At 60.4% G+C, this 25,645-nt stretch carries 25 protein-coding genes; 14 read left to right on the top strand and 11 right to left on the bottom strand.

Features of this window, described 5'->3' with window-relative positions:
* Window positions 1-72 precede the first annotated feature (72 nt).
* Window positions 73-1,791, bottom strand: coding sequence for a formate--tetrahydrofolate ligase (locus GbCGDNIH8_RS00235; protein WP_072571651.1), 1,719 nt, complete (start codon window positions 1,789-1,791; stop codon window positions 73-75).
* Window positions 1,792-2,199: 408 nt separating this feature from the next.
* Between GbCGDNIH8_RS00235 and GbCGDNIH8_RS00230 the strand changes: the two genes are divergently transcribed.
* The 3 genes from GbCGDNIH8_RS00230 to GbCGDNIH8_RS00220 all read left to right on the top strand — a co-directional run bounded on the left by GbCGDNIH8_RS00230 (window position 2,200) and on the right by GbCGDNIH8_RS00220 (window position 5,209).
* Complete coding sequence (locus tag GbCGDNIH8_RS00230; RefSeq protein ID WP_253736052.1) at window positions 2,200-3,042, top strand: L,D-transpeptidase; 843 nt, start codon at window positions 2,200-2,202, stop codon at window positions 3,040-3,042.
* A 109-nt stretch (window positions 3,043-3,151) separates the two neighbouring features.
* On the top strand, window positions 3,152-3,538 hold the full coding sequence (locus GbCGDNIH8_RS00225; protein ID WP_216634462.1) for a copper resistance CopC family protein: 387 nt from the start codon (window positions 3,152-3,154) through the stop codon (window positions 3,536-3,538).
* 18 nt (window positions 3,539-3,556) lie between these two features.
* Complete coding sequence (locus GbCGDNIH8_RS00220; protein ID WP_072571650.1) at window positions 3,557-5,209, top strand: copper resistance D family protein; 1,653 nt, start codon at window positions 3,557-3,559, stop codon at window positions 5,207-5,209.
* A gap of 110 nt (window positions 5,210-5,319) precedes the next feature.
* On the opposite strand, the gene GbCGDNIH8_RS00215 is transcribed toward GbCGDNIH8_RS00220, so the two are convergent.
* From GbCGDNIH8_RS00215 to GbCGDNIH8_RS00190, 6 genes are all read right to left on the bottom strand, one after another.
* The gene (locus GbCGDNIH8_RS00215; RefSeq protein ID WP_072571649.1) at window positions 5,320-5,901 is read right to left on the bottom strand and encodes a hypothetical protein; all 582 of its coding nucleotides are present in this window, start codon (window positions 5,899-5,901) and stop codon (window positions 5,320-5,322) included.
* A 14-nt stretch (window positions 5,902-5,915) separates the two neighbouring features.
* Window positions 5,916-6,539: a hypothetical protein gene (locus GbCGDNIH8_RS00210; protein ID WP_072571648.1), complete on the bottom strand. Its 624-nt coding sequence runs from the start codon at window positions 6,537-6,539 to the stop codon at window positions 5,916-5,918.
* A 225-nt stretch (window positions 6,540-6,764) separates the two neighbouring features.
* Window positions 6,765-7,655: an energy transducer TonB gene (locus GbCGDNIH8_RS00205; protein ID WP_081368747.1), complete on the bottom strand. Its 891-nt coding sequence runs from the start codon at window positions 7,653-7,655 to the stop codon at window positions 6,765-6,767.
* On the bottom strand, window positions 7,655-8,089 hold the full coding sequence (exbD, locus tag GbCGDNIH8_RS00200; RefSeq protein ID WP_072571647.1) for a TonB system transport protein ExbD: 435 nt from the start codon (window positions 8,087-8,089) through the stop codon (window positions 7,655-7,657). Before exbD ends, GbCGDNIH8_RS00205 begins: the two co-directional genes overlap by 1 nt.
* A 33-nt stretch (window positions 8,090-8,122) precedes the next feature.
* Window positions 8,123-9,070 (bottom strand): tonB-system energizer ExbB, encoded by a 948-nt coding sequence (gene exbB, locus GbCGDNIH8_RS00195; protein ID WP_072571646.1) that lies wholly within the window; start codon window positions 9,068-9,070, stop codon window positions 8,123-8,125.
* A 155-nt stretch (window positions 9,071-9,225) separates the two neighbouring features.
* On the bottom strand, window positions 9,226-10,068 hold the full coding sequence (locus GbCGDNIH8_RS00190) for a polysaccharide deacetylase family protein (protein WP_172822862.1): 843 nt from the start codon (window positions 10,066-10,068) through the stop codon (window positions 9,226-9,228).
* Between the two features lie 201 nt (window positions 10,069-10,269).
* On the opposite strand from GbCGDNIH8_RS00190, the gene GbCGDNIH8_RS00185 reads away from it, so the two are divergent.
* The 9 genes from GbCGDNIH8_RS00185 (at window position 10,270) to GbCGDNIH8_RS00145 (ending at window position 20,224) form a co-directional block, all read left to right on the top strand.
* Window positions 10,270-11,736, top strand: coding sequence for an AMP-binding protein (locus tag GbCGDNIH8_RS00185; protein WP_157692494.1), 1,467 nt, complete (start codon window positions 10,270-10,272; stop codon window positions 11,734-11,736).
* 10 nt (window positions 11,737-11,746) lie between these two features.
* Window positions 11,747-12,103: an ApeI family dehydratase gene (locus GbCGDNIH8_RS00180; protein WP_072571644.1), complete on the top strand. Its 357-nt coding sequence runs from the start codon at window positions 11,747-11,749 to the stop codon at window positions 12,101-12,103.
* A 110-nt stretch (window positions 12,104-12,213) separates the two neighbouring features.
* Window positions 12,214-13,248: an LpxL/LpxP family acyltransferase gene (locus tag GbCGDNIH8_RS00175; RefSeq protein ID WP_072571643.1), complete on the top strand. Its 1,035-nt coding sequence runs from the start codon at window positions 12,214-12,216 to the stop codon at window positions 13,246-13,248.
* 16 nt (window positions 13,249-13,264) lie between these two features.
* Window positions 13,265-13,750: a LolA-related protein gene (locus GbCGDNIH8_RS00170; protein ID WP_172822861.1), complete on the top strand. Its 486-nt coding sequence runs from the start codon at window positions 13,265-13,267 to the stop codon at window positions 13,748-13,750.
* A gap of 137 nt (window positions 13,751-13,887) precedes the next feature.
* Window positions 13,888-15,231, top strand: coding sequence for a dicarboxylate/amino acid:cation symporter (locus GbCGDNIH8_RS00165; protein ID WP_095206392.1), 1,344 nt, complete (start codon window positions 13,888-13,890; stop codon window positions 15,229-15,231).
* 125 nt (window positions 15,232-15,356) lie between these two features.
* On the top strand, window positions 15,357-17,756 hold the full coding sequence (locus tag GbCGDNIH8_RS00160; protein ID WP_072571641.1) for an MMPL family transporter: 2,400 nt from the start codon (window positions 15,357-15,359) through the stop codon (window positions 17,754-17,756).
* A gap of 10 nt (window positions 17,757-17,766) precedes the next feature.
* Complete coding sequence (locus GbCGDNIH8_RS00155; RefSeq protein WP_072573458.1) at window positions 17,767-18,936, top strand: beta-ketoacyl-[acyl-carrier-protein] synthase family protein; 1,170 nt, start codon at window positions 17,767-17,769, stop codon at window positions 18,934-18,936.
* Window positions 18,937-18,947: 11 nt separating this feature from the next.
* Window positions 18,948-19,775, top strand: a complete 828-nt coding sequence (locus GbCGDNIH8_RS00150; RefSeq protein ID WP_081369021.1) for a beta-ketoacyl synthase chain length factor — start codon at window positions 18,948-18,950, stop codon at window positions 19,773-19,775.
* Window positions 19,772-20,224 carry a hotdog family protein gene (locus GbCGDNIH8_RS00145; protein WP_072571640.1) on the top strand — a complete coding sequence of 151 codons (453 nt, stop codon included), beginning with the start codon at window positions 19,772-19,774 and terminating at the stop codon, window positions 20,222-20,224. The genes GbCGDNIH8_RS00150 and GbCGDNIH8_RS00145 overlap by 4 nt, the downstream gene beginning before the upstream one ends.
* Window positions 20,225-20,231: 7 nt before the next feature.
* On the opposite strand, the gene hemW is transcribed toward GbCGDNIH8_RS00145, so the two are convergent.
* Genes hemW through rph form a run of 4 tightly spaced genes read right to left on the bottom strand, consistent with a single transcriptional unit; the run spans window position 20,232 to window position 23,469 of the window.
* On the bottom strand, window positions 20,232-21,416 hold the full coding sequence (gene hemW, locus GbCGDNIH8_RS00140; RefSeq protein ID WP_072571639.1) for a radical SAM family heme chaperone HemW: 1,185 nt from the start codon (window positions 21,414-21,416) through the stop codon (window positions 20,232-20,234).
* Window positions 21,413-22,012, bottom strand: coding sequence for a nitroreductase family protein (locus tag GbCGDNIH8_RS00135; protein WP_072571638.1), 600 nt, complete (start codon window positions 22,010-22,012; stop codon window positions 21,413-21,415). The genes hemW and GbCGDNIH8_RS00135 overlap by 4 nt, the downstream gene beginning before the upstream one ends.
* Window positions 22,013-22,057: 45 nt before the next feature.
* Window positions 22,058-22,675: an RdgB/HAM1 family non-canonical purine NTP pyrophosphatase gene (gene rdgB / locus GbCGDNIH8_RS00130; RefSeq protein ID WP_072571637.1), complete on the bottom strand. Its 618-nt coding sequence runs from the start codon at window positions 22,673-22,675 to the stop codon at window positions 22,058-22,060.
* Between the two features lie 41 nt (window positions 22,676-22,716).
* Window positions 22,717-23,469 carry a ribonuclease PH gene (gene rph / locus GbCGDNIH8_RS00125; protein WP_072573456.1) on the bottom strand — a complete coding sequence of 251 codons (753 nt, stop codon included), beginning with the start codon at window positions 23,467-23,469 and terminating at the stop codon, window positions 22,717-22,719.
* Between the two features lie 226 nt (window positions 23,470-23,695).
* On the opposite strand from rph, the gene hrcA reads away from it, so the two are divergent.
* The gene (gene hrcA, locus GbCGDNIH8_RS00120; RefSeq protein WP_072571636.1) at window positions 23,696-24,823 is read left to right on the top strand and encodes a heat-inducible transcriptional repressor HrcA; all 1,128 of its coding nucleotides are present in this window, start codon (window positions 23,696-23,698) and stop codon (window positions 24,821-24,823) included.
* A 144-nt stretch (window positions 24,824-24,967) separates the two neighbouring features.
* Window positions 24,968-25,552: a nucleotide exchange factor GrpE gene (locus GbCGDNIH8_RS00115; RefSeq protein WP_072573455.1), complete on the top strand. Its 585-nt coding sequence runs from the start codon at window positions 24,968-24,970 to the stop codon at window positions 25,550-25,552.
* Window positions 25,553-25,645: the final 93 nt, after the last annotated feature.

The following is a 25,645-nucleotide window of genomic DNA, read 5'->3' as shown; positions in this document are numbered from 1 at the left end:
TTGATCCGCATCGCAAGCAGACCATCGTTTGCGACGCGCACATTACGGTGAGCAGAAAACCCGGCAAGTGCCTTAGAACAATCCGGCGATAGTACCATTCGATGCCAGGCGGATAGCGTTGGCAGCAGGTACTTTCGGCAGACCCGGCATGGTCATGATGTCGCCGCAGATCGCGACGACGAACTCGGCGCCCGCAGACAGACGCAGATCACGCACAGGAATGACGTGCCCGGACGGCGCGCCACGCAGATTCGCATCGGTGCTGAAGCTGTACTGCGTCTTGGCGACACAGATCGGCAGGTGGCCGAATCCTTCCTTCTGCAATTCGTCGAACCGCTTGCGCACTGCGGCATCGGCCGTGATGTCGGACGCGCCATAGATCTCGGTGGCAATGGTGCGCAGCTTGTCCCAGAGGGGCATGTCTTCCGGATACAGCGGCTTGAAATCGGCGGAGCCGCCTTCCACCAGCTTGACCACCTCATGCGCCAGATCGGCGGCACCCGCACCGCCATTGGCCCAATGGTCGGAGCTGACGCAGGGGACGCCCATTTTCGCGCACAGATCATGCAGCATCCGGAATTCGGCATCCGTATCGGCACTGAACTTGTTCACGCCGACCACAACCGGCACGCCGAACTTGCGGACGTTCTGGATATGGCGTTCCAGATTGGCGAACCCCTTCTGCACGGCTTCGACATTTTCGGTCTTCAGCGCATCCTTGGCCACGCCGCCATGCATCTTCAGGGCGCGCACCGTCGCCACGATCACCACGGCAGACGGAGAGAGTCCAGCCTTGCGACACTTGATGTCGAAGAACTTCTCAGCCCCCAGATCGGCACCGAAGCCCGCTTCCGTCACCACATAATCGGACAGCTTCAGCGCGGCGCGGGTCGCGATCACGCTGTTGCAGCCATGGGCGATATTGGCGAACGGACCGCCATGGATGAAGGCCGGATTGTGTTCCAGCGTCTGCACCAGATTCGGCGCGATCGCATCTTTCAGCAGCACGGCCATGGACCCGGCGGCGCTCAGCTCACTGGCGCGGATCGGCTTACGGTCCTTGGTGTGGCCGACGATGATGTTGCCAAGACGGCGTTGCAGATCATCCAGATCGGTGGCGAGGCAGAAAATCGCCATCACTTCGGAGGCCACGGTGATGTCGAAGCCATCCTCACGCGGATAACCGTTGGAGACGCCCCCCAGCGAGGACACGATGGAGCGCAGGGCGCGATCATTCATGTCCACCGCACGGCGCCAGCCAATGCGACGCGGGTCGATGCCGAGCTCGTTACCCCAGTAGACATGGTTGTCGATCAGGGCGGCCAGCAGGTTGTTGGCTGCACCGATCGCGTGGAAATCGCCGGTGAAATGCAGGTTGATGTCTTCCATCGGCACCACCTGGGCGTATCCGCCGCCGGCAGCGCCACCCTTCACACCGAAACACGGACCCAGCGAAGGCTCACGCAGACAGGCAACTGCCTTCTTGCCGATATGATTCAGCGCATCGGTCAGGCCCACCGTCGTCGTGGTTTTGCCTTCACCCGCCGGGGTGGGGCTGATCGCCGTCACCAGAACCAGCTTACCGTCAGGACGGCTGTTCAGCGATGATAGATAATTCAAATCAATTTTGGCCTTGTAGTGGCCATACGGAGCCAAATGCTGAGCGGCAATACCCAGCTTTTCTGCCGCAACGTCGACAATCGGCCGCATAAATGCCGCCTGCGCGATCTCGGCGTCGCTTTTTGCTTCCTGATGCTGATTGCCGCGCGGCTTGTTTGCTTCCGTAGACATCTGGCTCCCCTCTGCCCGCGTCATTGCATTTCTCTATCAGTTGAATGCAACGATCGTACGTTATAGAGCCATTTAACGTAACCGAACGAACAAAACAACCCCGGTTTTGCTTATAATATTGCGGGAAGCGATACCGAAGATGATTTTCTTGTTATTTTCTTGCGCACCTCCGGACAGAGACACCACATATTTACCTGGCTGACGCACAAACTTCGTTCCTCCAGCGATGTTTGGGGATAGAGTCGCTCAATCGCTTCGCGGCGTCCTCATTTTATCCGGATGCGATCCATGGTCCGTTTTCCCGTTCGATTCCTTTCCATATCGGATAATGGAAGAATCTCTGTTCTTGCAGCGGGGGCCTTTCGGCATGGCATGATCATGTGCGCCTTTCTGCTCCCGATCTGTTCGATGATGGATGCCCAAGGGGCTGAAACACTGACAGCGGCGGCAGCGCCGGTACCGTCACTCCAGACGACTCCGTCCGAGATTCAGACAATCCCGCTGATTCCCTCCCTCCCCAGCCTCGGCAAGTCAGAAGCCCTGGCGGAGGCCAGTCTTCTGCGTCGTGCCATGCAGCGGGAAGTTCCCCGGACCAGCCTGTCCATCACACCGGAAGAAAAAAGCCGATGGATCGGCCTGACCGCCACAGCACTCAGGCAGGCAGGGATCGTCCTTGACCGGGAACAGCTTCTGATCGTGGTCGATCGTGCACCGCGTATGCAATATCTGCTGCCCGTTCTGGCGGATGGTGGAGATCCTGCCGGCTGGATGATTCTGGGCAAGGCCCATGTTTCGACCGGCCAGCCGGGGCGGAAAGACCATTATCTGACTCCCACCGGTGTTTTCCCCCACAGCACAGGCATTCTGGATTACCGGGCTCAGGGTACCTATAATGAAAACCATATCCGCGGCCTGGGGGTAAAAGGCATGCGGGTATGGGATTTCGGCTGGCAGAATGCCCGCAAAGGCTGGCGAACCGATGGTGAGACGGGTGATATCCGGTTGCTGATGCATGCCACCGACCCCGCAGTACTGGAAAGCCGGATCGGACGGCAGGCTTCACAAGGATGTGTAAGGCTGCCCGCCGCGCTCAACCTGTTTCTGGATCGGCACGGCTTGCTGGATGCCGATTACGAACAAACCGCAGCCTATGACATCAGTTTTCGCGCCCTGCTTCGACCGGACCGGACCCCGACCCCCATCGCCGGCAAATATATGGTGGTGATCGACAGCAGCGGCGCACCTCTTTAAACCCTGCCCGTCGGCTCTCTCCGCTCCCGGGGCGGATAGCAGCCTCATCACGCCGGCAGCCCGCTCTTTGTTCATCTGCCAGGCATTGAATCTTATCGGAGAGTCTGACTTGACCGTATTCCGCTCGACCGGCGCTGCCCTTTTCGGGATCATACTTGCTGCTCTGGCTGCCCTGATGCCGCAGACCGCTTCAGCCCACGCCATCCTGCTCGGCAGCACGCCCGCCGCCGGCAGCACCGTTCCGCCTGGCAGCCAGACCATCGAACTTCATTTCAACAGCCGGATCGACAAGAAGCGCTCGCGCATTTCGCTTTCAAGCCCGGACAAACACAAGACCGTGCTGGCCATCGCACCAGACGGACAGCCCGATATTCTGGACGTCACCGCTGTGCTCGATCAGCCCGGAGACTATGTGCTGCATTGGCAGGTTCTGGCAGTGGATGGCCATATCACACGCGGTGAGGTGCCGCTGACTGTCTCAAAAAGCGCCCCCTGATCTTCCGCGACCATATCAGTGTCCCTTCTCGTTGATGTTTTCGGCTATCTCAGCGTCGTCATTCATGGGCTGACCATCGTCGCCCAGTCGATGATGCTGGGGGCCATTCTCTTTCTGGCTCTCCTGGCCCGACCACTGGCTTCACGGATGGGAACCGCCGGGCCTGATGTCATCCGGGACAGCACCCGGATCGCTTTCTGGTCTGCGCTCGGCCTGATGATGACGGAGGCCGCCGCTATCGGCCTTCAGATCTCCGTCATTTCCAGCACCGTTGATCTGCCGATCAACGGTATTCTGGGAGCCGGTTTTGCAGTGTCCGGGCTGATCAAGATCGCTGCCGCTTTCGCGATAGCCGTGCTGTTGGCGGGGGGAAGACTGCGTGCGCCGCTGGGGCCATTGCTACTGGCCGGGGCCATCGAACTCGGGGCCGCCACCATGACCACCCATGCCGCAGCACGGATCGATAACAGCCTGCTGCTGCTGGTTGTTGAAGGGTTGCATCAGTTGGGTGCTGCAATCTGGGTAGGGGGCATCCCATGCTTTGTGGCCGCACTCGCCCGCATCAGGGATGTGAGCGCATTGCAGGCTGTCGGCCCCCGGTTTTCGCGCCTCTCCATGGCGGGCGTGGCTTTCATTCTCGTCTCCGGCATCATCATGGCATGGTATTATATCGGCTCATGGCAGGGATTTTACGGCACGGCCTATGGTGTCATGGTCGGAGCCAAGATCGTCATGCTGCTGATGTTGCTGGCGCTTGGCTATGGCAATCTGAAAGTCACCGAGCGGCTGAAGCGTGACCCTGCGACACCCGTGCTGCGTATGAAGCGGTTTGCCGAGGCGGAAATAGGCATCGGCTTCACGCTGTTTTTTGCCGCGGCCTCTCTGACCTCCGTGCCGCCGGCCATTGATCTGACGCAGGATCGGGCGAGCTTGCACGAAATCGCCGAACGCAACCGTCCGGTCTGGCCGCGCCTGACCTCCCCTGATCACGACCAACTGGCCCTGATCGAAAAACAGCAACAGCTGGATACGGAAGCCGCCACAGCCCATACCAATCCCCAACTCGCTTTCGAACCGGGTTCCGGCGATCTGCCGCCGCGTAATGCCGCCGATATCGCCTGGAGCGAATATAACCATCATTGGGCCGGTATTTTCGTGGCAACTATCGGCATGCTGGCCCTGCTCAATCGGGCAGGATTAAGGATGGCCCGTCACTGGCCTCTGATTTTTCTGCTGATGGCAGGATTTCTGCTGGTGCGCTCCGATCCTGAAGTGTGGCCGCTGGGCCAGGAAGGATTTTTCGCCTCCCTGCGCGATGTGGAGGTACTGCAACATAGGCTGTTCGTGGTCCTGATCGTGGTGTTCGGTCTGTTCGAATGGCGCGTCAGGGTTGGCGGGCTGGAGCATTCCCGCGCCGCGCTGGTGTTTCCATTGCTGACGGCAATCGGCAGTGCACTGCTGCTGACCCATAATCACGCCATTGCCAATGTGAAGGAGCAGCTTCTGATCGAGCTGACCCATACCCCGCTGGCCCTGACCGGGGTGCTGGCAGGATGGTCTCGCTGGCTGGAGATCAGGGCCGATGGCCGAACCGCCCGGATTGCCGGATGGATCTGGCCGGTCTGCTTCGTCCTGATCGGGCTGATGCTGCTGTCTTACCGGGAAGCCTGACAATTCCTCTGCACCTGCACCAGAGGCTGTGAACACATCAAAAAGGCCGTCGAACCCGCATTCGACGGCCTTTTCGTGGCTGTCGCCTTTCCGCCCCTCAATGCAGGCCCTCAATGCAGGGCGGTGGACATGCCTTCCTCCATTGTTCCAAACGCGTGCCGCCGCAGTGCCGCGCTGGCGCGGGGCATCACATGCCCGACCTTATTAAGCAGATGCATAAGCTGCCCGGCGCTTTCACATCCGGCTATAGCCGCCTCCGGTTTTGTCATGCCGGACAGCACGGTCATGGCCTCGTACCGCTGTTCCTGTGCCAGTGCCAGCACGTCCAGCAACAGCGCCTCATCCTGACTGACAACGGTCTGACAGACGCAGTTGACATCAAGCTGACGCCTGGCGCCACGGCACAGCGCCCACATGAAACCATCCAGATGCAGCGCCGCCGCCGGGATTCCGAGCCTCTGATACACCTCCTGAATCGCCGCAGAGGTATTGACCCGGCGTGAGACGCCAATGGCCCAGGCGCGCATGGTCCATAACAGGGCATGCTCGACCATCGGCAATTCGTGACCGGCCCTGAGCGCCGGGTCAACCTGTGCCAGACGACCGCAGACCTGCCCGGCCTTACCGGGTCCTGGCGCATGCTCTTCCGTCCCAGCCTCGACGGCCTGTTCATCCTGTTTGTCAGGCCGCATGAGGCCACATCCTTTCACGCTTGTTCACCGATCCAGTCGATGATGAGATTATCCGGCGAACATCCCCGCGCCCGCAGCGCCGCCAGCGCAGGGGCGGGAAGAATCCCGTGACCCCGGATTGGGCCGGGACTGGGCAATCCTGGGTGGGCAGCACAGGAAACAGCCTTGCAGGAGCTTGATGCAGTCTGTGGCGATCCGTCCGGCATGCCCTGTCCCCATGCCGCAATGCTCTGGATGATCAGTGCCAGTTTCATCCGCAGTTTCCGGTCCAGGGCCAGCTTGAACAGATAATTATCCAGCAGCCGCCTGTCCCCGGTCCCGGCCACTTTCACCGCCCGCAGAAATCGACGCTCATCGCGCGTTATCCCCAGCGATCCGGGAGGCTCCATCTGCCAGCCGCGATAACCGGTCTGTTGCAGGGCACAGTTGATATCTGCCAGCCCGGACAGGATTCCCCGCACATACAGCGCGTTTTCCTGTGTCTGCGATCCAAGCGTGGAGGGCGGATCACCCATTGCAAACCCGATATCACCCACCGCCCTGATCGCCAGACGCAAGGCCGTCAGGATGCTTCTTTCCTGCGACCCCAAAGCCAGTGAGGGGGCAGGAAACCATCCTTCTGGAAAACCATGATCCATATCCACCGCTCCGCCCGTTGCAGGTCCGCCTGATCGGGGGGACGGCCGGTTGGTCCGTCCCTCTTTCACGGTGTTAGACGATTCGAGGGTTTAATTGCAAGTAATTCTTATTTGCGATATTGCTTTTGAGGCAGACACAGGATGATGTACCTCTCTGGACAGCCCCAAACAGCAAAGGCCGCCCGAAATGGCGGCCTTTGCTGCATTCATCACCGACGAAGATGATCAGCGATCAGCGATCGTAAAGCTGAGCGGAACACTCAGCACCATCGGGCGACCATGGCTTATCTCCTGAGGCGGCGGTGGCAGCGGCTGTGCGCGGTGGATCCATTCCCGCGCGCCCTCATCCAGCAGTTCATGGCCGGAAGAGGTCACGATCGTAAAGCCCGTCACATGACCTGTCTCATCCACGGCAAAGCGGACCTTGACCACGCCTTCCTCATGCCGAAGCTCGGCCATACGGGGGTACCGCTTGAAGCGCAGCAAATGCCCGGCCACCTTCCCGTACCATGACGCCTGTGCCTGACGCGCTGCTGAAGCAGCCTGAGCAGCATCCGGTGATGGCGGTGCCGCCGGAGCAGGCGGAGCATCCTTGGGGTTTTCCTCGACATGCTCAGCCGGTTTCTGAACCGGTTTTGGCTTTGGCGGCTGCACCGGCTTTGGTTTGGGACGCTGCGGAACCGGTGGGGCTTTGGGCGGAGGCGGCAACACCGCTTCCGGCGATGGCGCCGGAGAAGGGGGAATCTCGGGCAGTTTCTGGGTTTCCTGAAGCGGCTGAACCTCTGGCTGCGGCGGCAGTTGAGGACGGGTCACATCTTCAGGGGGCGGTGCTGATGGCGTGGGTGCAGCAGGAGGCAGATCAATCATCACCGCCGGAGGAGAATCATTGCTGTCGCCAATCGGCACAGGATGAAGCTGGCTGACATAGGCGAACATAGCCACATGCAGCCCCAGAATCACCAGGCAGGCCCCCGAATAGCGCATCAGCGCACGGGTTCGGGACTCCGGCAAACCGCTCGGGCCAAGGGTCAGCCCGGCCAGTCCGGGGAGCAGCGTCGGCGGGATGACCGGACGGATGGTCTGTACAGTCCGGTCAGGTGTTGCGGCTGACACCATCAGTTCACCGCCGCATCCAGAGTCACCAGACCGATTTTCAGGTATCCCGCTGCCCGCAGGGAATCCATCACCTTCATCAGCGCCTCATAAGGCACCGTCTTATCAGCGCGCAGGAAAATCCTCTGTTCCTTGTCGCCATGTGTAATCTGGGACACCGCCTGACCCAACATAGCCTCAGGCACCGCTTCCTCACCCACAGTCAGGGTCTTGTCCGCCTTCAGACTGACAAAAACCGGCTTTTCCGGCCGTTTGTGGATTTTGGAGGTCGAGGATGGAAGATCAACCGCCACATCCACCGTCGCCAGCGGGGCCGCGACCATGAAAATGATCAGAAGCACCAGCATCACATCGATAAAGGGCGTCACATTGATTTCATGCGCCTCGGCCAGATCATCGCCGCCTGCGGTCTCCAGATCACCCACACCCATCGCCATGATGGTTACTCCGTCAGGATCGCTTGAAACAGATTACTCGGCGGCATGGCGCAAGGAGCGCTGGTTATCCAGATCCCTGGAAACAATCCGGGTAACCGCCGCTGTCAGATCGGTCAGTTGCGCACGATAACCGCCGGTAATCCGGGCAAAGCTGTTATAGATGACCACCGCAGGAATGGCCGCCACCAGACCCGTGGCGGTTGCCAGCAGCGCTTCCGCAATGCCGGGGGCCACCACCGCCAGATTGGTGGTATGGGACTGGGAAATGCCGATGAAGCTGTTCATGATGCCCCATACCGTTCCGAACAGACCGATAAAGGGTGAAGTCGCACCAATGGTCGCCAGAAAGCCGGTGCCACGCCCGATACGGCGGCCATAAGCGGCCTCCAGACGACGCAGACGGGAGACAACACGTTCCTGAATGCCGCCGGTCCGATCACCGGACGCGATGATTTCCTCCGCCGCCGCATTGACCATGGCCACGCCCGGACTCATACCGCGCCCATGCTGACGGGCCTGAAGGGTAGCCAGAGAACGCTCAGTCATTGCCTCGCTCAGATCACGGCGCAGGGAGCGGCGGGCACCGGCAATCTCGATCCCCTTCGCCAGAAGAATGGTCCAGGTCAGGATGGAGGCCGCAACCAGACCCAACATCACCGCTTTCACGACCATGTCCGCATTATGGAACATCGCCTGAACCGATAAATCATGCGGCAGATCGGCATCCACCTCAGCCTCGGTAATTTTCGGAGCAGCGGCAGACGTTGCATCCGGCGTGGGTGCGGCGTCTGCCGGGGTTCCAACCGGGGCGGGTGCCGCCGGTGCTGATGCTGGTGCCGGAGCAGTTTGTTGGGAAGCCGTCTGGGCGGAGACAATACCCGGCAACAAAATACCAGCTCCCAGCGAAAAAGACGTCGCTGTCAGAAACACAGCCGTCAGCGCGCCATGCACACCTGCCAGCCGATTGCTACGAATGCTCATCGGTCTCTCCGGTTGCGAATAATTCGCAAGAAAGGGGCAGTTACTGCATTCGCCGCATCAACGCAATCTTAATTCCGGGATGCTGCCCCGTTTTCCTTGAAAAACAGCCTGACTTCCGCTGGCTGCAATCAGCCAACATTGGCCCCACCCACTTATTATTTCTGTATCGTGATGGCCTGTCGCCGCCAGAGCGGCACCCTTTCCCCAAAACAGGGAGCAGGGTTTGCTGCCAGAATCGTCATTCTTTCGACCATACGGCCGCGATTGGCCCACATCGCCATACTGGCCACACGGGACCGGCCCGGTAAAAGTGACAATTTTTCTTTGGTATCAATATCATAAGGATGACAGTAAGCCCATGACGGCTGATCTCCCATCCGCTTTATAGCCAGACGTAACAAGGGCAAAGGCAGGTAGCGCAGCCACATCCCCCCCATGAAAGGCACATGGAAAGGGCCAATGCGAAACAGCGGGACCGGGATCTCCAGCACTCCGGATGGCCACAGAAATGGACGAGCCGGCAGACCGGCCCAGCCAATCGGGGCCTCCCCTCCCCTCAGCCGGGTCGGCATGATGGAGGAGGACCAGAGATACCCGGCCTCCGCCAGAACATCCGGCACCCAGGGCGTCAGCGGCGTCAACGAGAACTCAGGCGCACGAAATCCCTCGACAGACTGGCCGGAAAGATCGCTCAGCCGCTGACGCGCCGCGATCAGACCAGCACGCAACTGCGCCGGGGACAGCCGTTCCAGCCGCTGATGCACCTCCCCATGGCAGGCGATTTCGTGACCTGCTTCGGCAAAGCGCCGGACGATCGCCGGGGCGGTGCGTCCCAGTTCCCCCACGGTGAAAATCGTTGCCCGCACATGGTGGGATGCCAGCCAGTCCAGCAGACGGCTGGCATTCCCCGCGAGGCGATCCAGCCCACCCCCGTGATCTTCCAGATCAACACTGAATGTAACGGGATGATCCGGCCTGCCAAGAATCAGAGCGGTCAAGGAACGAGCCGGAAGCAGCCTGTCGGCTTTCAAACGTGTCACGGCTCGCCCGTAGCATTCGTGATGGGATAATGAAATATCTGTTTGACCGGGAATGAAAGATAAGAATGACAAAAAATCAAATGTTACTGTCCGGCCTGACCTGATATTTACCCGCACGGCCCCGGTCGCGGTTTATGCTTCTTCCTGTCAGGATACGTTTTGCTTACGACTCATGATCTATCGGTCCCCCGACGCGCGCCAGCCAGCACGGCCCTGACCGACCGGCAGCTTCACGAGACGCTTTTTCTGACGCCGGACGCGACTGTCCCGGACGGGTCCGTCACAGTCGCAATGTTTCTGGGAGAAGCCGATCTGCTGACACGGCAGTTACCGGCATGCCGGTTTCTGGCCCTGCCCTCCAGGAATCGGCTGGCGGTCGCCACGGGTTTTGCTGCCGCACAGATCATGGGCATTCCTGCGCTGATGACGGCCGAACGCACCCTGCACGGGCTTGAACATCTGATCCAGTCCTATCCGGGAACAACATTACTGCTGTCATCATCAGATACCGACATCATTGATCTTGCCCGGCAACAGGGATGGACTTTCGTGGTATGGGACATGAGCGGCGCTTCCCTCTGGACCCGCTCCCCTCACGACATTCCCGATGACCGGATTGCAGCCATTGCCTTCACCTCCGGATCAACGGGAAACCCGGTGGCCCATACCAAACAATGGCGTGCTCTGGTGGATCGCAGCCGGGCCATCGGCAATCGCTTCGCCCTGCCGACGGAAACGGATGCGCCTTGCAACATAGTGGCCCCTGTTCCGTCCCAACATATGTACGGGTTTGAGCTGTCCGTCCTGCTGCCCCTGCATGCCAAAGCAGCCATATGGTGTGGCCCGGCTTTTTATCCGGCCGATATAACCCGCGCGCTGGAGCGGATTCCGGCCCCGCGTATGCTGGTATGCACACCACTGCATATGCGGGCGATGCAGGATGCGGCCTTGCCGGTTCCACCCCTGTCGCGCACCATTTCAGCCACCGCCCCGCTGTCCCCGCTCCTCGCGGGCGGGTTTGAAACACGTTTTGGCACCGAGGTGCATGAAATCTACGGCGCCACCGAAATCGGCTCATTCGCCACCCGCCGGACGGTTGCCGGAGACAACTGGTATCTGCTGGATGGGGTGAACCTTAAAGCCGCTGGCAGCATGGAGGCCGGTCAGGGCGGGATCGAAATTGATCAACCGGTTGCGCAGGCTCCTTTCTGTCCGGACACACCGCTTGCGGATATTGTTGCCCTGCTGCCGGACCGTTCCTTTCGGCTGATCGGACGTCAGGCAGATATGATCAAACGCGGCGGCAAGCGCGCTTCTCTGGCCGGGCTGAGCCGTATTTTGTCGGAACTGCCGGGAGTAGAGGATGGTACTTTTTACCTTCCCTCTTATCTGCCCTCCGGCAAAACAGACGATGCGAGCAATCTGGAAGCAAAGCTGATCGCGCTGGTAGTCGCGCCAAGCTGTTCTGTTACCACCATAATGGAGGGGCTTCGCACCCGGATCGACCCGGCCTTCCTGCCGCGTCGCGTGGTGATAGTCGAGGCATTGCCCCGTAATGCGCTTGGTAAACTTCCGCGCAACGCGATAGAGGATCTGCTCCATCGTATGAACACAATTGCTTCTTAAAGATTACGATATGAATGACAGTGTTTCAGACGATCAGCAGGGTACCCTTCCTCCGCCGTCCCGGTTCGAGGTCGCACAAGATCACCCCGCCCTGGCCGGGCATTTTCCCGGCAGGCCATTGTTGCCGGGTGTTCTGCTGCTGGATCATGCCTTGCGGTCTCTGAAGATGGACCAGGCTCCGGTTCATATCGTCTCCGCCCGTTTTTCCATGCCCGTTCTGCCGGGGGATAGGGTCGATATCTCCACTAAGCCAGCCACGAATGGAGAGAGCGCCATCATCCTCTCCACCGGAAGCAGAGTATCACTGAAGGCCAGGGTCCGGGCCATGCACCCGCCTACCCCTCAGGAAGGGATAGGTCATGTCTAACCTTTTTCTCCACCACATCCAGATCGGCCTTGCTGCCAGGATGACTCCCTTGTGGATTGTTTCACGTGAAGCATCCATTGCTTCACCTGCCAGCATGATCCTCTGAGCCGATGAGTACGCACTGGACCAAAATAAAGGAAGGCGGTGGACAATTTCTGCCTGCGCTCCTGATCCGTCTGACCTTGCGGGCGGACTGGCTGATCAGGTTCCTGATCATGCCTGTGGTAGCAGGGTGGTACCTGATCACCCGAACACGGGCGCGGCAGGCAAGCAGGCAGTTTTTACAGCAGGCGCTCAACCGGCCCGTGACCTTGCGAGATTTGTATCGGCATTTTTACTGCTTTGCCTGCGTGATTCTGGACCGCGTTTTTTTGCTGTCCGGCCGGATCAGCCATTATAAAATTACCGTGCATGGTCTGGACCTTCTGCACCATCATGCCAGAACCGGTCAGGGTGCATTGTTATTCGGCGCCCATCTTGGCAGCTTTGAAAGCCTGCGCGCACTGACCACGCTGGAAAATTGCCCGGTCCGGGTCAGGCCGCTGATGTGGAGAGAACATACAAGCGGTCTGTCGGCTGCACTGGACAGTCTCAATCCGCAGGCTGCTCAGGACATCATCGATATCGGGCGAGCCAGCACAGCGCTGGATGTGCAGGAAGCGCTTGGCCGGGGAGAATTGATCGGGTTGCTGGCCGACCGTTCCCACATGCCGCAACGCATGCTTGGTGTACCTTTTCTCGGCAAAATCGCCCATTTTCCGGCAGGGCCGCTGCTGTTGGCCGCCGTTACAGCAGCACCTGTCCTGCTGTGTTTCGGGCTGAGGACCGGGCCACGCCACTATACTATCATCATCGAACCCTTTGCCGACCGCATCACCTTGCCAAGACAGAATCGTCTCGGCGCAGTGCATGAATGGCTGCTGTCTTTCATCGCCCGGCTGGAACACCATGCGCGGGCCTATCCTTACAACTGGTTCAATTTCTATGATTTCTGGCACACAGATGAAGGCACTGGTGAAAACACTCTCAATCAGCCGGATTGCCAGCCTGATTGCGTTGTCCCTATCGGGCAGCGTTCCAGCCTTTCAGGCGATAGCCGCAGACCAGGAACCCGCTTCCCCGCCCCTGGCCAGCCAGCCATCTGATCCGCTGCATCAGTTGATGGCGCGGCTGGCGCAGGTCGAGACGTCCCATGCACATTTCAGAGAAGAAAAGACGCTTTCCCAACTGACCCGACCGATTATTTCGGAAGGGATCCTGTCCTATCAACGCCCTGATCGGCTGGAGAAAATAATCACCTCTCCCTCGCCCGAAACATTGCGTGTGACAGGGGATACTCTGGTACTGATTCATCCGCCTGAACCACCCCACACTATTGATCTGACCACACAGCCTGCGCTTGGTGCCCTGGTAGATACTGTCCGCGGTGCGCTTTCCGGCAATCTGGCAACGCTGGAAAAGCATTACCGGATTGCGTATGAATCATTGGGGGGAGATGCATGGCGGCTTACCCTGAAACCGATCGACGGACATATTTCAGGATTTATAAGCGTCGTCCGCATTGATGGCATCGGTCATCAGCTACGCCAGACTGATACGGTCCAGACCAATGGTGATCGCAGTATCATGCAGATCACACCAGATTAATCTTTTTGCTGACAGACTTTCTGCATCACTCCGGACTGGTCCCGGATTATGGCTTTATAACGAAACGAAAAAGGCATATGGCACCCTGTCATAACCCGCAGCCCTGATGCGGGACAATAAGGGGGAAATACAAGACAATGGCCATGGCCCCAGTTTCACAGGTACCACAGCCCCACCGACCACATAAATGGTATCAGCATCTGTACGTACAGGTTCTGATTGCCATGGCTCTCAGTGTCCTGCTGGGTTATTTTGCGCCGGGTGTCGCGAAATCTTTCGGACCGCTGGGTGATGCTTTCATCAAGCTGGTCAAGATGATCATCGCACCGGTTATTTTCCTGACGGTCGTGACCGGCATTGCCAGCATGCGGGACATGAAAACCGTTGGCCGGGTCATCGGCAAGGCGATGATCTACTTCCTGTGCTTTTCAACGCTTGCACTGATCGTCGGTCTGGTCGTGGTCAATATTGTGCAGCCAGGCACCAGTATGCATGCCGATCCCGCCAAGCTTTCATCCTCGCTCGTGCAGACATATGTACAAAGGGCGCACGATACCACCCTGATCGGCTTTCTGCTGAACATCATTCCGGCCACACCTGTCAGCGCCCTTGCAAGCGGTGACATCCTTCAGGTGCTGTTTTTCTCCGTTCTGTTCGGGATTGCACTGGCATCGGTCGGGGAAGCGGGCGCACCCCTGCTGAAAGTTCTCGAATCCCTTTCTGCCGGTATCTTCAGGCTGGTCGCCATCCTGATGCGCGCAGCACCGCTCGGTGCATTCGGAGCCATGGCCTACACGGTTGGCACATTCGGCATCCGGTCTATCCTCAATCTGGCGATGCTGGTGGGGACATTCTACATCACCGCCATCCTGTTTGTGCTGATCGTGCTGGGGGCTGTCGCACGATATAATGGATTTTCCGTCCTCAAGCTGATTCGCTACATCAAGGAAGAGCTTCTCCTCGTTCTCGGCACCAGTTCCTCCGAACCTGCTCTGCCCGGGCTTATGGCCAAGATGGAGGCTGCAGGCTGCGAGAAAACTGTGGTCGGTCTGGTAATCCCTACTGGATATTCCTTCAATCTTGATGGCACCAACATCTATATGACCATCGCGGCACTGTTCATTGCCCAGGCCCTGAACATTCCGCTATCATGGGGTGATCAGGCCCTGTTGCTGGCTGTTGCCATGCTCAGTTCCAAAGGCGCTGCGGGCGTAACCGGAGCAGGGTTTGTCACACTGGCTGCCACCCTGTCAGTGATCCCAAGCATTCCCGTTGCAGGAATCGGACTGATTTTCGGCGTAGACCGATTCATGTCGGAATGCCGTGCGCTTACCAACCTGATCGGTAATGCCGTCGCGGCCATCGTTGTGGCGCGATGGGAAGGCAAGTTGGACAAAAACCGGTTGACCGCAGCCCTGAATGGCGAATTTGGTCCTGTGGAAGCCGGTGAGGATCTTGCCGGGCATGTCACAACATCGTGACTCTGCCTTTGGTCCACTGACCGATCCTGCGCGCTGTCTTCGTCCGGCTTGACCGGACGAAGCGTCCACTCCTACCAAGACGACACGGCAACAGGATTATTTGCTCTCGTGACACGCGCAGTTCCATGAAACGACTTCTGGCCGTTTTTCTTCTCTGCGCTGTCTGTCTCGGTCTGGTGCTGACGCAGATCCGCATTCGTACCGACATTACAGATTTCCTGCCTCCCGGTACAGACTCTGCTTCCCGCTTCCTGTTACGGGAAGTGCGGGAAGGAGAGGCAGCCACCCTTCTTCTCGCCGGAATAGACGGACCATCCACGCCCGCTCTCACAAAAATCAGCCAGAGGATGGCTGCACAGTTGCGAGGACACAACCTGTTCAGCCTCGTCATGAACAGCAGTGCGGGCATGGATCAGGAAGCGGAAAAGTTGTTTGCAGATCGCTATCTTCTTTCTGACGCCGTTACGCCGGAGCATTTTACCACCGATGCCCTGCATCATCATTTCGAGGCCTTGCTGACCGGTTTGTCAGGCGCGGCCTCACCGGTTGTTGCCCGCTATGGTTTTGCCGATCCGACCGGTGCATTCGCCGCAGTGGCTGCACAATGGCTGGAGGGGGGGTTCAGTGGTCCGCGCACGGTGGATGGCGTGTGGTTCGCACCGGAACAGCCGGATCAGCCACCACGCGCCCTGCTGCTGACCCGGCTGCATGCCGGTTCAAGCATCGAGGAACAACAGGTTGCCCTCTCCCTGTTGCGCTCTTCCTTTGAAGATGCCCGTCGTACCGTCAGTCCAACCGATCCCGGTGCATTTTCCCTGCATTTGACCGGTCCGGCGATTTTTGCCGAACAGGCTTCCAGCATCGTCAAGGCCGATATTCATCGCATCGCCATTCTGTCCGGCGTCCTGATTCTGGCCCTGCTGTTATGGCGCTTCCGATCGCCTGCCGTACTGGTGGCGATGCTGATTCCACCGATGCTCGGCATTGCGCTGGCAGCGGTCACGATCCAGCTCTGGAACGGTAGCGTGCATGGCGTGACGTTAGGATTCGGCCTCACCATGCTGGGTGTCACGCTGGATTATCCCGTGCTGTGGATCGGCCATCGCCGCCCTGGTGAGGCCGTGAGGGCAACACGACGGAGGATCGGCATGACGCTGGGCCTGACCATGATCGCCGCCTCGCTGGGGTTGATCGGGATGGTGTTTTCCAGCTTCCCCGCTCTGGCGCAGTTGGGATTGTTCTCGGTCATGGGGCTGCTGGGGGCGGGGCTGGCAACATTTCTCGTGCTGCCTCCTGTCGTCCGTTCGGCCGATCTGGCGCCTGCCCTGCTGAAAACGCCCGGGCGGAATAGTGCCGCGCCTGCATGGATGATCAGGCTGGAGCGGCTGCACCGTTTTCGGCCTCTGGCACTGTTGGTGCCCTGTCTGGCCCTTCTCTATCTGACCATCACCGGCCTGCCTCCGCTGGAACGCGATCTGGCCCATCTGAGTCCGGTACCAGCGAGCCAGATGACGCTGGATGACACTCTGCGCCGCCAGATCGGCGCACCGGATGCCAGCGTCCTGCTGGTATTCAGCGGCACCAGCCAGGAAGATGTTCTACGCCATGCGGAGCGTCTGACCCCGTTCCTGCACCAGATGCGGCAGCGCGGCCTGATCACATCCTCGCTCGGGCCTGCCGATCTGCTGCCCAGTGAATACAGCCAACGCCAACATCAGGCTGCGATTCCGCCTGCCCCGGAACTGCATGACCGGGTCATGGCCGCCATGGCAGGCTTGCCCTTCGCAAACGGAGCCTTCGATCCGTTCCTGAAAGATGCGGAGCAGCAACGGACGGCTTCCCCCCTGCACGCCTTACCCAGCCCCCTGTTGCGGGCACGTCTGGCCCCCATGCTGTTTCAGCGCGGTGACAGCTGGTATGGCATCGCCTCCCTCACCGGTCTGACGGACGCGGATACATTCCAGAGCCTGCTGGACCAGTCCGGCACCGGTCCGGCGCAGGTCATCGATATCCGGGAAGCCACCAACGGGCTGGTGAACCGCTTTACGGGTCAGGCTTTTCGCTGGCTTGGCGCAGGAGCCTTGCTGGCGCTGTTCGCTCTGGCGATCGGGCTGCGGCAACCGAAACGTTTGCTGGCCGTTCTGGTCCCGATCGGCGCGGCTCTCTGCGTCACTCTGGCATTGCTGAAACTCGCCGGGATATCGATCTCCCTGTTCCACGTGACAGCCATTCAGCTCATGATCGGTATCTCTCTGGATTATGCGCTGTTTCTGACGCGACGGGGAGACAATGGTGCCCCGCTGGATCTGGAGGAACGTGTGCGCACCCTCCGTACCCTGCTGGTCTGCAATGGCATGACCTTGCTGAGCTTCGGACTTCTGGCCACATGCCAGACCCCGCTGCTGGCCAGTATCGGCCTGACTGTGGCCAGTGGCACTTTCTGCGCACTTGTGCTGGCCTTCTTCATGGCCCGTCCGCAAGATACGGATTTGCCTGCCATTTCCCCCCCATCCGCGAATGGATGATACAGCCAAGATGCAACCGCTCGGGATTACCGCAACCAGCCTTGTCAGCGCGATCGGGCAGGACGAACACACGACCTTGCAGGCCCTGCTTACCAGACAGAGCGGTTTGCGGCGCTGTGACATGTTCGGCATCACCGAGGGATGGATCGGACGTGTGGAGGGGCTGGAGGAATACAGCCTTCCATCCGCGCTGGCCCGGTTCGACTGCCGCAACCACCGGCTGGCCGATATGGCCCTGCACAGTGACGGATTCTCGGAGCATGTCGCCCGCGCCCGTGCCCGCTATGGCGCGGAGCGGATCGCCATCGTGCTTGGCACCAGCACATCGGGCATCCTGACCAGCGAGGAAGCCTATCGTTGCCGCGCGCCGGGGGAAAAACTCCCTGACGCTCTGGATGTCGAAAACACCCATGACCTGTTCGCGCTTGCCCGCTTCGTGCAGGCGCGGTTGCAGCTGGAGGGTCCGGCTTTCGTGATTTCGACTGCCTGCGCTTCTGCCGCCAAGGCGTTTGCCGATGCCCAGCAACTGATTGCCAGTGGGCTGTGTGATGCCGCCGTGGTGGGTGGTGCAGATACGCTGTGCCGGATGACCCTGCGCGGCTTCGCGGCGCTGGAGCTGATCTCTCCCGATGCCACCCAGCCCGGCGATACCGGGCGGCGCGGTATTTCCATCGGTGAGGCCGCCGGGTTCGCCCTGCTGGAACGCGATGAAGCCCCCGCCATGCTGCTGGGTCATGGCGCCAGCAGCGACGGTCATCATATGTCTGCGCCTCATCCGGAAGGCCGCGGCGCCACGGATGCGATGCGTGGTGCGTTGCGCAGTGCCGGGCTTTCTCCGGATGCCGTTGATTTCGTGGCGCTCCACGGCACCGGCACAAGGCAGAACGATGCGATGGAGGACCGTGCCATCACCGAGATATTCGGCACGGAGACGCCATGCGGCTCCTCCAAAGGCTGGATGGGTCACACGCTGGGGACAGCAGGGATGGTCGGTGTGGCGCTGGCAATGCTGTCGCTGAAACACGGTTTTCTACCGGGCAACATCAACGTGTCACAGGTCGATCCCACGTTTACTGCCCGGCTGCTGACCGAGAATATGGTCGCCTCGCCCCGCCATATTCTGATCAACGCATTCGGCTTCGGCGGTATTAATTGCAGCCTGCTGGTAGGACAGCCCTGATCATGCCATCCATGTCCTCTTCCCCCTCCGTACGGATCGCGGGTGTTGCCATCTGGGGACCGGGCCTGCCGGGCTGGGAGCAGAGTCAGGGCGTGCTGACCGGCAAAACTCCCCTGGACCTCTCCAGTCAGGAGCCACCGCCGCCGCCTTCCATCCTGTCACCCAATGAGCGTCGCCGAACGGGAATGGTAGCAAGGCTGGCTCTCTATGCAGCCGAACAGGCCGTCGCACAGAGTGGCCTTCAGCCACAGACACTGCGCAGCATCTTCGCCAGCGGCAATGGCGACGGCATGTTGCTGCACGGGATTCTGGAAACACTGACGACCACCGAAAACACCTCGGATGTGCAGCTGTCACCGACACAGTTTCATAATTCGGTTCACAATGCACCCGCCGGATACTGGACCATCGCGCATGGTGCCAGCGCCCCCGCCAACTGCATCGGCTGCCATGATCATACTTTTGGTGCGGGACTGCTCAAAGCAGTGGTGGAGGCCGGGATAGAAAAAGAACCCGTGCTGCTCTGTCTCTATGATGCCCCCCTTGCTTCACCGCTGGCGGAAAAGCGCCGGACGGAATGCGCCTTTGCCGCCGCTTTCGTGCTGACCCCGGATCAGAAGGCCGGGCAAAGCGACGATGCAGGCCGTCTGTCGGTTGATTTCAGTGCCGGAGAGGCCGATCCCGCTCTGGTCGCTCCCGATCTTCCCGCCCTCGCTGCACTGGCGGAGATGAATCCGGCGGCACGCTCCCTGCGTCTGCTCAGCCTTCTGGCTGGGGGACATGGCGGGGAGGCCCATGCCACCATGCTATCCGGCCATGTACGAATACGCCTGTCATGACCGGAATACGCCACAATCCCGACAGCCCCGCCGCCATCGCTGCGCTGATTCCGCATCAGGGCAGCATGTGCCTGTTGCAACGTGTCGTGGCGTGGGATGACAGCACCATCAGCTGCCTGTCCGAGTCCCATCTTCTGCCGGATAATCCCTTGCGGGAAGGCGGACGGCTCGGTGCGGTATGCGGCATCGAATATGCACTTCAGGCTGCGGCCCTGCATGGAGCCTTACTGGATGGAGCGGCGGCAAGGCCGGGTTATCTGGCAGGGCTACGGGCCGTGACCCTGCATGTGCCGCGGCTGGATGATGAACGGTTCGGCACGCTCCATGTCTCGGCCCGCATGTTGCTGAACAGCCCTGGCGGCATGATCTACGCGCTGAGTGTGACCGCCGAAGATGGCACCATGCTGGCGGAAGGGGAGGCCAGCATCGTCCTGCCTCCCGCCGCCTGATTCTGCATCAGAGCACCAATGCCTGCAAAAGCGCATTCAGCCGCACCCTGCCCTCCGGCAAGGCGCGCAGATTGCCATGCTCGCGGCTGAGATAGGCATTGTCCAGCGCCAGCGATAAAACCTCCTGATCCACCGCCTGTTCCAGAGTCAGGCCGGTGCGCTGCCGGAAACGGGCTTCGTCGATACCATCCGTGATCCGCAGCCCCATCAGCAGCATTTCCCGTGCGCGTTCCTGTGGCTCGACCTCTTCCTCAAGGGTCGAACCATGGCCCTGACGCTCTACCAGCTCCGCCCATGGCTCCGGCGCACGATGCCGTCTGGTGGCGAAGAGACTGCCGGAATGACTCACCCGACCATGAGCTCCGGGCCCGATTCCCGCATAATCGGCATAGCGCCAGTACGCCAGATTATGCCGGCTTTCCGCCCCTGCTCTGGCATAATTCGACACTTCGTAGGCCGTCATGCCGAACTGCGCCGCTTCTTCTCCGGTCGCCTCGTACAGCTCGGCCGCCTGCTCATCCGAAGGCAGTATAATCTCCCCCCGGCGGAAAGACGCTTCATAAGCAGTGCCGGGTTCGATGGTGAGCTGATAGAGCGACAGATGATCCCCCGCCAGCGACAGGGCCTGTCGTAATTCCTGCCGCCACGCCGCCACGGTCTGGCCGGGTCGGGCATAGATCAGATCGAATGACAGGCGGGGGAAAATGCTATGGGCCAGTTCCAGCGCAGCCATCGCCTGCCTTGCATCATGCTGCCGTCCAAGCCCTTTCAGAGCCTCGTCATGCAGGCTCTGAATCCCCAGTGATACGCGATTGACGCCCGCCTGACGGAAGGCTCGGAAACGTCCGGCTTCCACGCTGGTCGGATTGGCCTCCAGCGTGATTTCCAGATCATCGCATGGCGGGAAATACCTTGTTGCATCTTCAATCAGAGCGGCAACAGTCTCGGCTTCCATCAGGCTGGGCGTGCCACCGCCGAAAAAGACGGAGGCAAGCGGACGACGCCCCAGCCGCGATGCCTCCCATACCAGTTCAGCCCGCAGAGCGGCGGCGAATCGCGCCTGCGGAATCTCATCCCGCACATGGCTGTTGAAGTCGCAATACGGGCATTTGGACAGGCAGAACGGCCAGTGGATATACAGCGCCAGCGGTTCTGCCGCCTGGTCACCGAAGGATGCCACATCCACCCTCATGCGGAGGGAAAAGCACCTTCGAAGATTTTGCTCTGCACCGGCTCGCGGCTGTTGGGAACCTCGCGCGCGCGCGCGGCCTCATCCAGTACGGAGGGATCGGCCCGACGCCCGATCGCCACCGCTGCCTCGATCCGGTAATCGGCGGGAACATTCAGTGCCTCAGCGGCAGCCGCGAAATCAACGCCCGTCATGCCATGCGTCGCCCAGCCCTTGAGATGCGCCTGCAAGGCCAGCAGCGCCCATGCCGCACCGGCATCGAAAGAATGGCTGTGATTCGGCACCGGCTGGTCCTTGCCCGGCGGCGTCAGCACGGTGTGCGACACCACATAGAGCAGCACCGACGCATTTTTCGCCCAGCCCTGATTGAACGGGATCAACGGCTTCAGCAGGGTCTCGAAATGCGGTGTATCACGATGGGCATAGATGAACCGCCATGGCTGCGCATTATAGCCGGACGGTGCCCAGGTGGCGGCTTCCAGAACAGTCAGCAACTCATCATGGGGCATGGGCTCCCCGGTAAAAGCACGGGGAGACCAGCGTTCCAGAAAAAGTTCATCGATAGGATGATCAGCATGGCGACCATTGGCTTCGGTCATGATCCTGTCCTTCTTAAGGCTGTAGAAAATACGGTCTGCATCCGATCAGGATTCTGCCAGAGGCAGACACGCGGCGGCAAACTGCTCGAACGCACGGGCACGATGACTGGCGGCGTCTTTCTCGGCAGGCGCGATCTCGCCATAGGTCAGGCTGCCGCCACGGGGAATGAACATCGGATCATAGCCGAAACCCTGTGTGCCACGCGGGGGCCAGACCCATTCACCATCGACCCTGCCGAGAAAGCTGTCCGTATGCCCGTCCGGCCAGGCGAGGCTGAGCGCGCAGACGAACCAGGCGCGCCGGTCTTCATCCTCACCAGCCAATTCGTGAATCCGCTGCATGGCGGCTGCAAAATCCTTTTCCGGGCCGGCCCAGCGGGCAGAGAAAATACCGGGATCGCCCTCCAGCGCGGCCACACAGAATCCACTGTCATCCGCCAGGGCAGGCTGACCTGAGGCCCGTGCCGCAGCCAGCGCTTTCAACTGGGCATTGCCAACGAAATCACTGGCGGTTTCCTCCGGTTCCGGCAGGTTGAGGGAACCTGCGGAAACCAGTGTGATCGACCAGGGTTTCAGCAGGCTGTCAAATTCCCGCACCTTACCGGCATTATGCGTGGCAAGGATGAGTGTATCATTCCGGTTCAGTCTGCGGGTCTCGCTCATGATCCCTCTCCCCTTTCACTCAGCCCTGATTTCGGCAGTCACTATCTGGACAGGAACGCAGCAATGGCGTCGCGCTGCATGGCGAAAAGCTGTGCCGTTCCCTGGCGTGCCAGACCAAGCATCGCAGAGAAATCCGCCTCGCTGAACGGAGCGCCTTCAGCCGTTCCCTGAATTTCGACGATGCCGCCCGCATCGGTCAGCACAAAATTGGCATCCGCCTCGGCCCCGGAATCCTCGATGTAATCGAGGTCCAGCACGGGCTGTCCCCCTACGACGCCGCAGGAAACCGCCGCCACCTGACCACGCAGCGGCACCGCTTTCAGGACGCCAGCCTTCACCATTTTGTGAAAGGCAAGGCTGAGCGCAACATACGCCCCGGTGACAGAAGCACAGCGTGTACCTCCATCGGCATTCAGCACGTCACAATCGAGGGTGATGCTCATCTCCCCCATTGCATCCCGATCCACCACGGCACGCAGGGCGCGACCAATCAGCCGCTGGATTTCCTGCGTGCGACCGGATTGCTTTCCCCGTGCCGCCTCCCTCTCTCCACGCTTGTGAGTAGCTCGTGGCAGCATGCCATATTCCGCCGTCACCCATCCTTTGCCGGTGCCACGCAGAAAACCCGGAATCCGCGGCTCGGCACTGGCAGTGCACAGAACCTCGGTACGACCCATCCTGATCAGGCAGGAGCCTTCGGCATGATGCGCAAAACCGGTTTCCAGACGGACGCTGCGCAATGCATCGGCCGCACGACCGGACGGACGCGCTGAAGAAAGGCCGGGGACAGACATGGATGGCAATCCTTTGGACATGACCGGACTGCTACGACAGAAGCCGGCTTCATGTCGTGTGGAGTGCCGGATCAGGGAAAGGCTGACAAGGCCGCCCACCATGAAAACCCACCCCGCAGCCCCATATCATGGATCAGCATTCTGAAAATATACAGACATCAGGACGCATCATCATTGACCCGTCCCTTCCGGCTTCCTACCGTTATGGCAGATCAGGTTTTCATGCATGCCACGTTCCGTTTCATCATCCCCCCACGGTTCCAGTCCGGGTAAAATTCGGGGGGCCAGCCTTCCGGTCAGCGCCCTGCCGCCGGGGCTGGACGCACGTTCCGCCGCGATCCTGCGTGAGATCGTCGAGCAATATGTTGAAACCGGCGAACCGGTCGGCAGCCGCACCCTGTCCCGTCGCCTGCCCGTCAACCTCTCCCCCGCGACCATCCGCAACGTGATGGCCGATCTGACCGATGCGGGATTGCTGTTCGCCCCTCATACCTCTGCCGGACGCCTGCCCACCGATCGCGGCCTGCGGCTGTTTGTGGACGGGCTGCTGCAATTCGGCGCACTCTCGGAAGACGAACAGGACAGCATCGCAGCATCGCTGGAAGCCCGTGGCCGCAGCCTTGAAGACACGCTGACCGAGGCTTCGACCCTGCTCTCCGGCCTGTCCGCCGCCGCCGGGCTGGTACTGGCACCAAAATCGGAAGGCGCGTTGCGGCATATCGAATTCGTGCCGCTGAGCACCGGGCGGGCACTGGTGATCATGGTGACCGCCGAGGGACAGGTGGAAAACCGGGTTATGGAAATCCCGCCCGGGCTGCCACCCTCTGCCCTGCAACAGGCGGCGAATTATCTGAACGCCCGGCTCAGCAACAAACCTCTTGCCGAGCTCCGCCGGTTGGTGACGGAGGAAATCACCGCCAACCGCACCCAGCTCGATACGCTGGCGGCGCAGGTGGTGAAGGCAGGGCTTGCCACATGGAGCGGCGAGGAACGCGGCGGCAACCTGATCGTGCGTGGTCAGGGGAAATTGCTGGCTGATGCCGTGCAGGCCGGTCAGCTGGCCGCCATCCAGATGCTGTTCGATCAGCTGGAAGCACAGGAAACCATCCTGCGGCTGCTCGATCTGGCGGAAAACTCCGACGGAGTGCGGATTTTCATCGGCGCCGAGAGCGGCCTGTTCGGAGCCTCCGGTCTGTCCATGGTGGTGGCCCCGGCCCGCAACGATGCCAACCGGATCGTCGGTGCCATTGGCGTGATTGGCCCGACTCGTATCAATTACGGTCGCATCATTCCGGTGGTCGATTACACAGCACGGGTCATCGGTCGTCTGCTGGGCGGGGCCGGACAGATTTGAACATTGGCCCCGATCATACCCTGAAGCACAGACGGAACAGAAATCGGCATGGATCTGCGCTTCTGGACGCGAAAAACACCGAAGAAACGCGGTTTTGGAGTTTCATCCCTTGTTCCGCGGCGTCGATGCGCTAATTCACCGCCCATGACGAACGAAACCGAGGCGACAGCCATGCAGGACGAAACGCAGCAGGAACTTCCGAAAGATCAGGAAGAGACTCATTCCGCCGAGCAGCCGCAGAACGCAGCCGCGGAAACACCGGAAGCCCGCATCGCCGCACTGGAAGCGGAGCGGGACGATTTCCGTGAACGCTGGATGCGGGCAGAGGCGGAGATGGCCAATGTCCGCGCCCGCGCCAAGCGTGACGCCGACGATGCCCGCAATTACGCCGTGCAGAAATTCGCGGCCGACATCGTGGAAGCGGCGGAGAACCTCCGGCGCGGCCTGTCCGCCCTGCCGGCGGCAGAGGAAGGCGAACCGGCCTCCCTGACCCGCGTGCGGGAAGGGCTGGAGGGGGTGGAGCGGAATTTTATCTCCATTCTGGAGCGCAATGGCATCAGCGGCACCGACCCGACCGGGGCGGTGTTCGATCCCAACCTTCATCAGGCGATGAGCGAACAGCCCAGCGCCGAGCATCCGCCAGGCACCGTGTTGCAGGCATGGACCTCGGCCTGGACACTGAATGGCCGCCTGCTGAAACCGGCCATGGTGGTGGTGTCAAAAGCCTGACAACGGATTTTCCGGCTGACTCGGTCGACTTCGACAGAGAGGTCGCAGTTTTAACCATCAATGTCGGAATCTGGTGAAGCAGCCTCTTGCCCG

This window comes from Granulibacter bethesdensis, assembly GCF_001889545.1.
In the GTDB taxonomy this organism is placed as follows: Bacteria; Pseudomonadota; Alphaproteobacteria; order Acetobacterales; family Acetobacteraceae; genus Granulibacter; species Granulibacter bethesdensis_B.
The sequence above is the reverse complement of the archived record's forward strand: the minus strand, read 5'-3'. Positions and strand labels throughout refer to the sequence as shown.

Coding starts and splice junctions, on each gene's coding strand:
- rdgB (WP_072571637.1), bottom strand. CDS start 22,675: ATGAGCGAGACCCGCAGACTGAACCGGAATGATACACTCATCCTTGCC.
- hemW (WP_072571639.1), bottom strand. CDS start 21,416: ATGAGGGTGGATGTGGCATCCTTCGGTGACCAGGCGGCAGAACCGCTG.
- GbCGDNIH8_RS00165 (WP_095206392.1), top strand. CDS start 13,888: ATGGCCATGGCCCCAGTTTCACAGGTACCACAGCCCCACCGACCACAT.
- GbCGDNIH8_RS00180 (WP_072571644.1), top strand. CDS start 11,747: ATGAATGACAGTGTTTCAGACGATCAGCAGGGTACCCTTCCTCCGCCG.
- exbD (WP_072571647.1), bottom strand. CDS start 8,089: ATGGCGATGGGTGTGGGTGATCTGGAGACCGCAGGCGGCGATGATCTG.
- GbCGDNIH8_RS00170 (WP_172822861.1), top strand. CDS start 13,265: ATGGCGCGGCTGGCGCAGGTCGAGACGTCCCATGCACATTTCAGAGAA.
- hrcA (WP_072571636.1), top strand. CDS start 23,696: ATGCCACGTTCCGTTTCATCATCCCCCCACGGTTCCAGTCCGGGTAAA.
- rph (WP_072573456.1), bottom strand. CDS start 23,469: ATGTCTGTCCCCGGCCTTTCTTCAGCGCGTCCGTCCGGTCGTGCGGCC.
- GbCGDNIH8_RS00160 (WP_072571641.1), top strand. CDS start 15,357: ATGAAACGACTTCTGGCCGTTTTTCTTCTCTGCGCTGTCTGTCTCGGT.
- GbCGDNIH8_RS00135 (WP_072571638.1), bottom strand. CDS start 22,012: ATGACCGAAGCCAATGGTCGCCATGCTGATCATCCTATCGATGAACTT.
- GbCGDNIH8_RS00175 (WP_072571643.1), top strand. CDS start 12,214: ATGAGTACGCACTGGACCAAAATAAAGGAAGGCGGTGGACAATTTCTG.
- GbCGDNIH8_RS00150 (WP_081369021.1), top strand. CDS start 18,948: ATGTCCTCTTCCCCCTCCGTACGGATCGCGGGTGTTGCCATCTGGGGA.
- GbCGDNIH8_RS00145 (WP_072571640.1), top strand. CDS start 19,772: ATGACCGGAATACGCCACAATCCCGACAGCCCCGCCGCCATCGCTGCG.
- exbB (WP_072571646.1), bottom strand. CDS start 9,070: ATGAGCATTCGTAGCAATCGGCTGGCAGGTGTGCATGGCGCGCTGACG.
- GbCGDNIH8_RS00230 (WP_253736052.1), top strand. CDS start 2,200: ATGATGGATGCCCAAGGGGCTGAAACACTGACAGCGGCGGCAGCGCCG.
- GbCGDNIH8_RS00115 (WP_072573455.1), top strand. CDS start 24,968: ATGACGAACGAAACCGAGGCGACAGCCATGCAGGACGAAACGCAGCAG.
- GbCGDNIH8_RS00210 (WP_072571648.1), bottom strand. CDS start 6,539: ATGGATCATGGTTTTCCAGAAGGATGGTTTCCTGCCCCCTCACTGGCT.
- GbCGDNIH8_RS00205 (WP_081368747.1), bottom strand. CDS start 7,655: ATGGTGTCAGCCGCAACACCTGACCGGACTGTACAGACCATCCGTCCG.
- GbCGDNIH8_RS00155 (WP_072573458.1), top strand. CDS start 17,767: ATGCAACCGCTCGGGATTACCGCAACCAGCCTTGTCAGCGCGATCGGG.
- GbCGDNIH8_RS00235 (WP_072571651.1), bottom strand. CDS start 1,791: ATGTCTACGGAAGCAAACAAGCCGCGCGGCAATCAGCATCAGGAAGCA.
- GbCGDNIH8_RS00215 (WP_072571649.1), bottom strand. CDS start 5,901: ATGCGGCCTGACAAACAGGATGAACAGGCCGTCGAGGCTGGGACGGAA.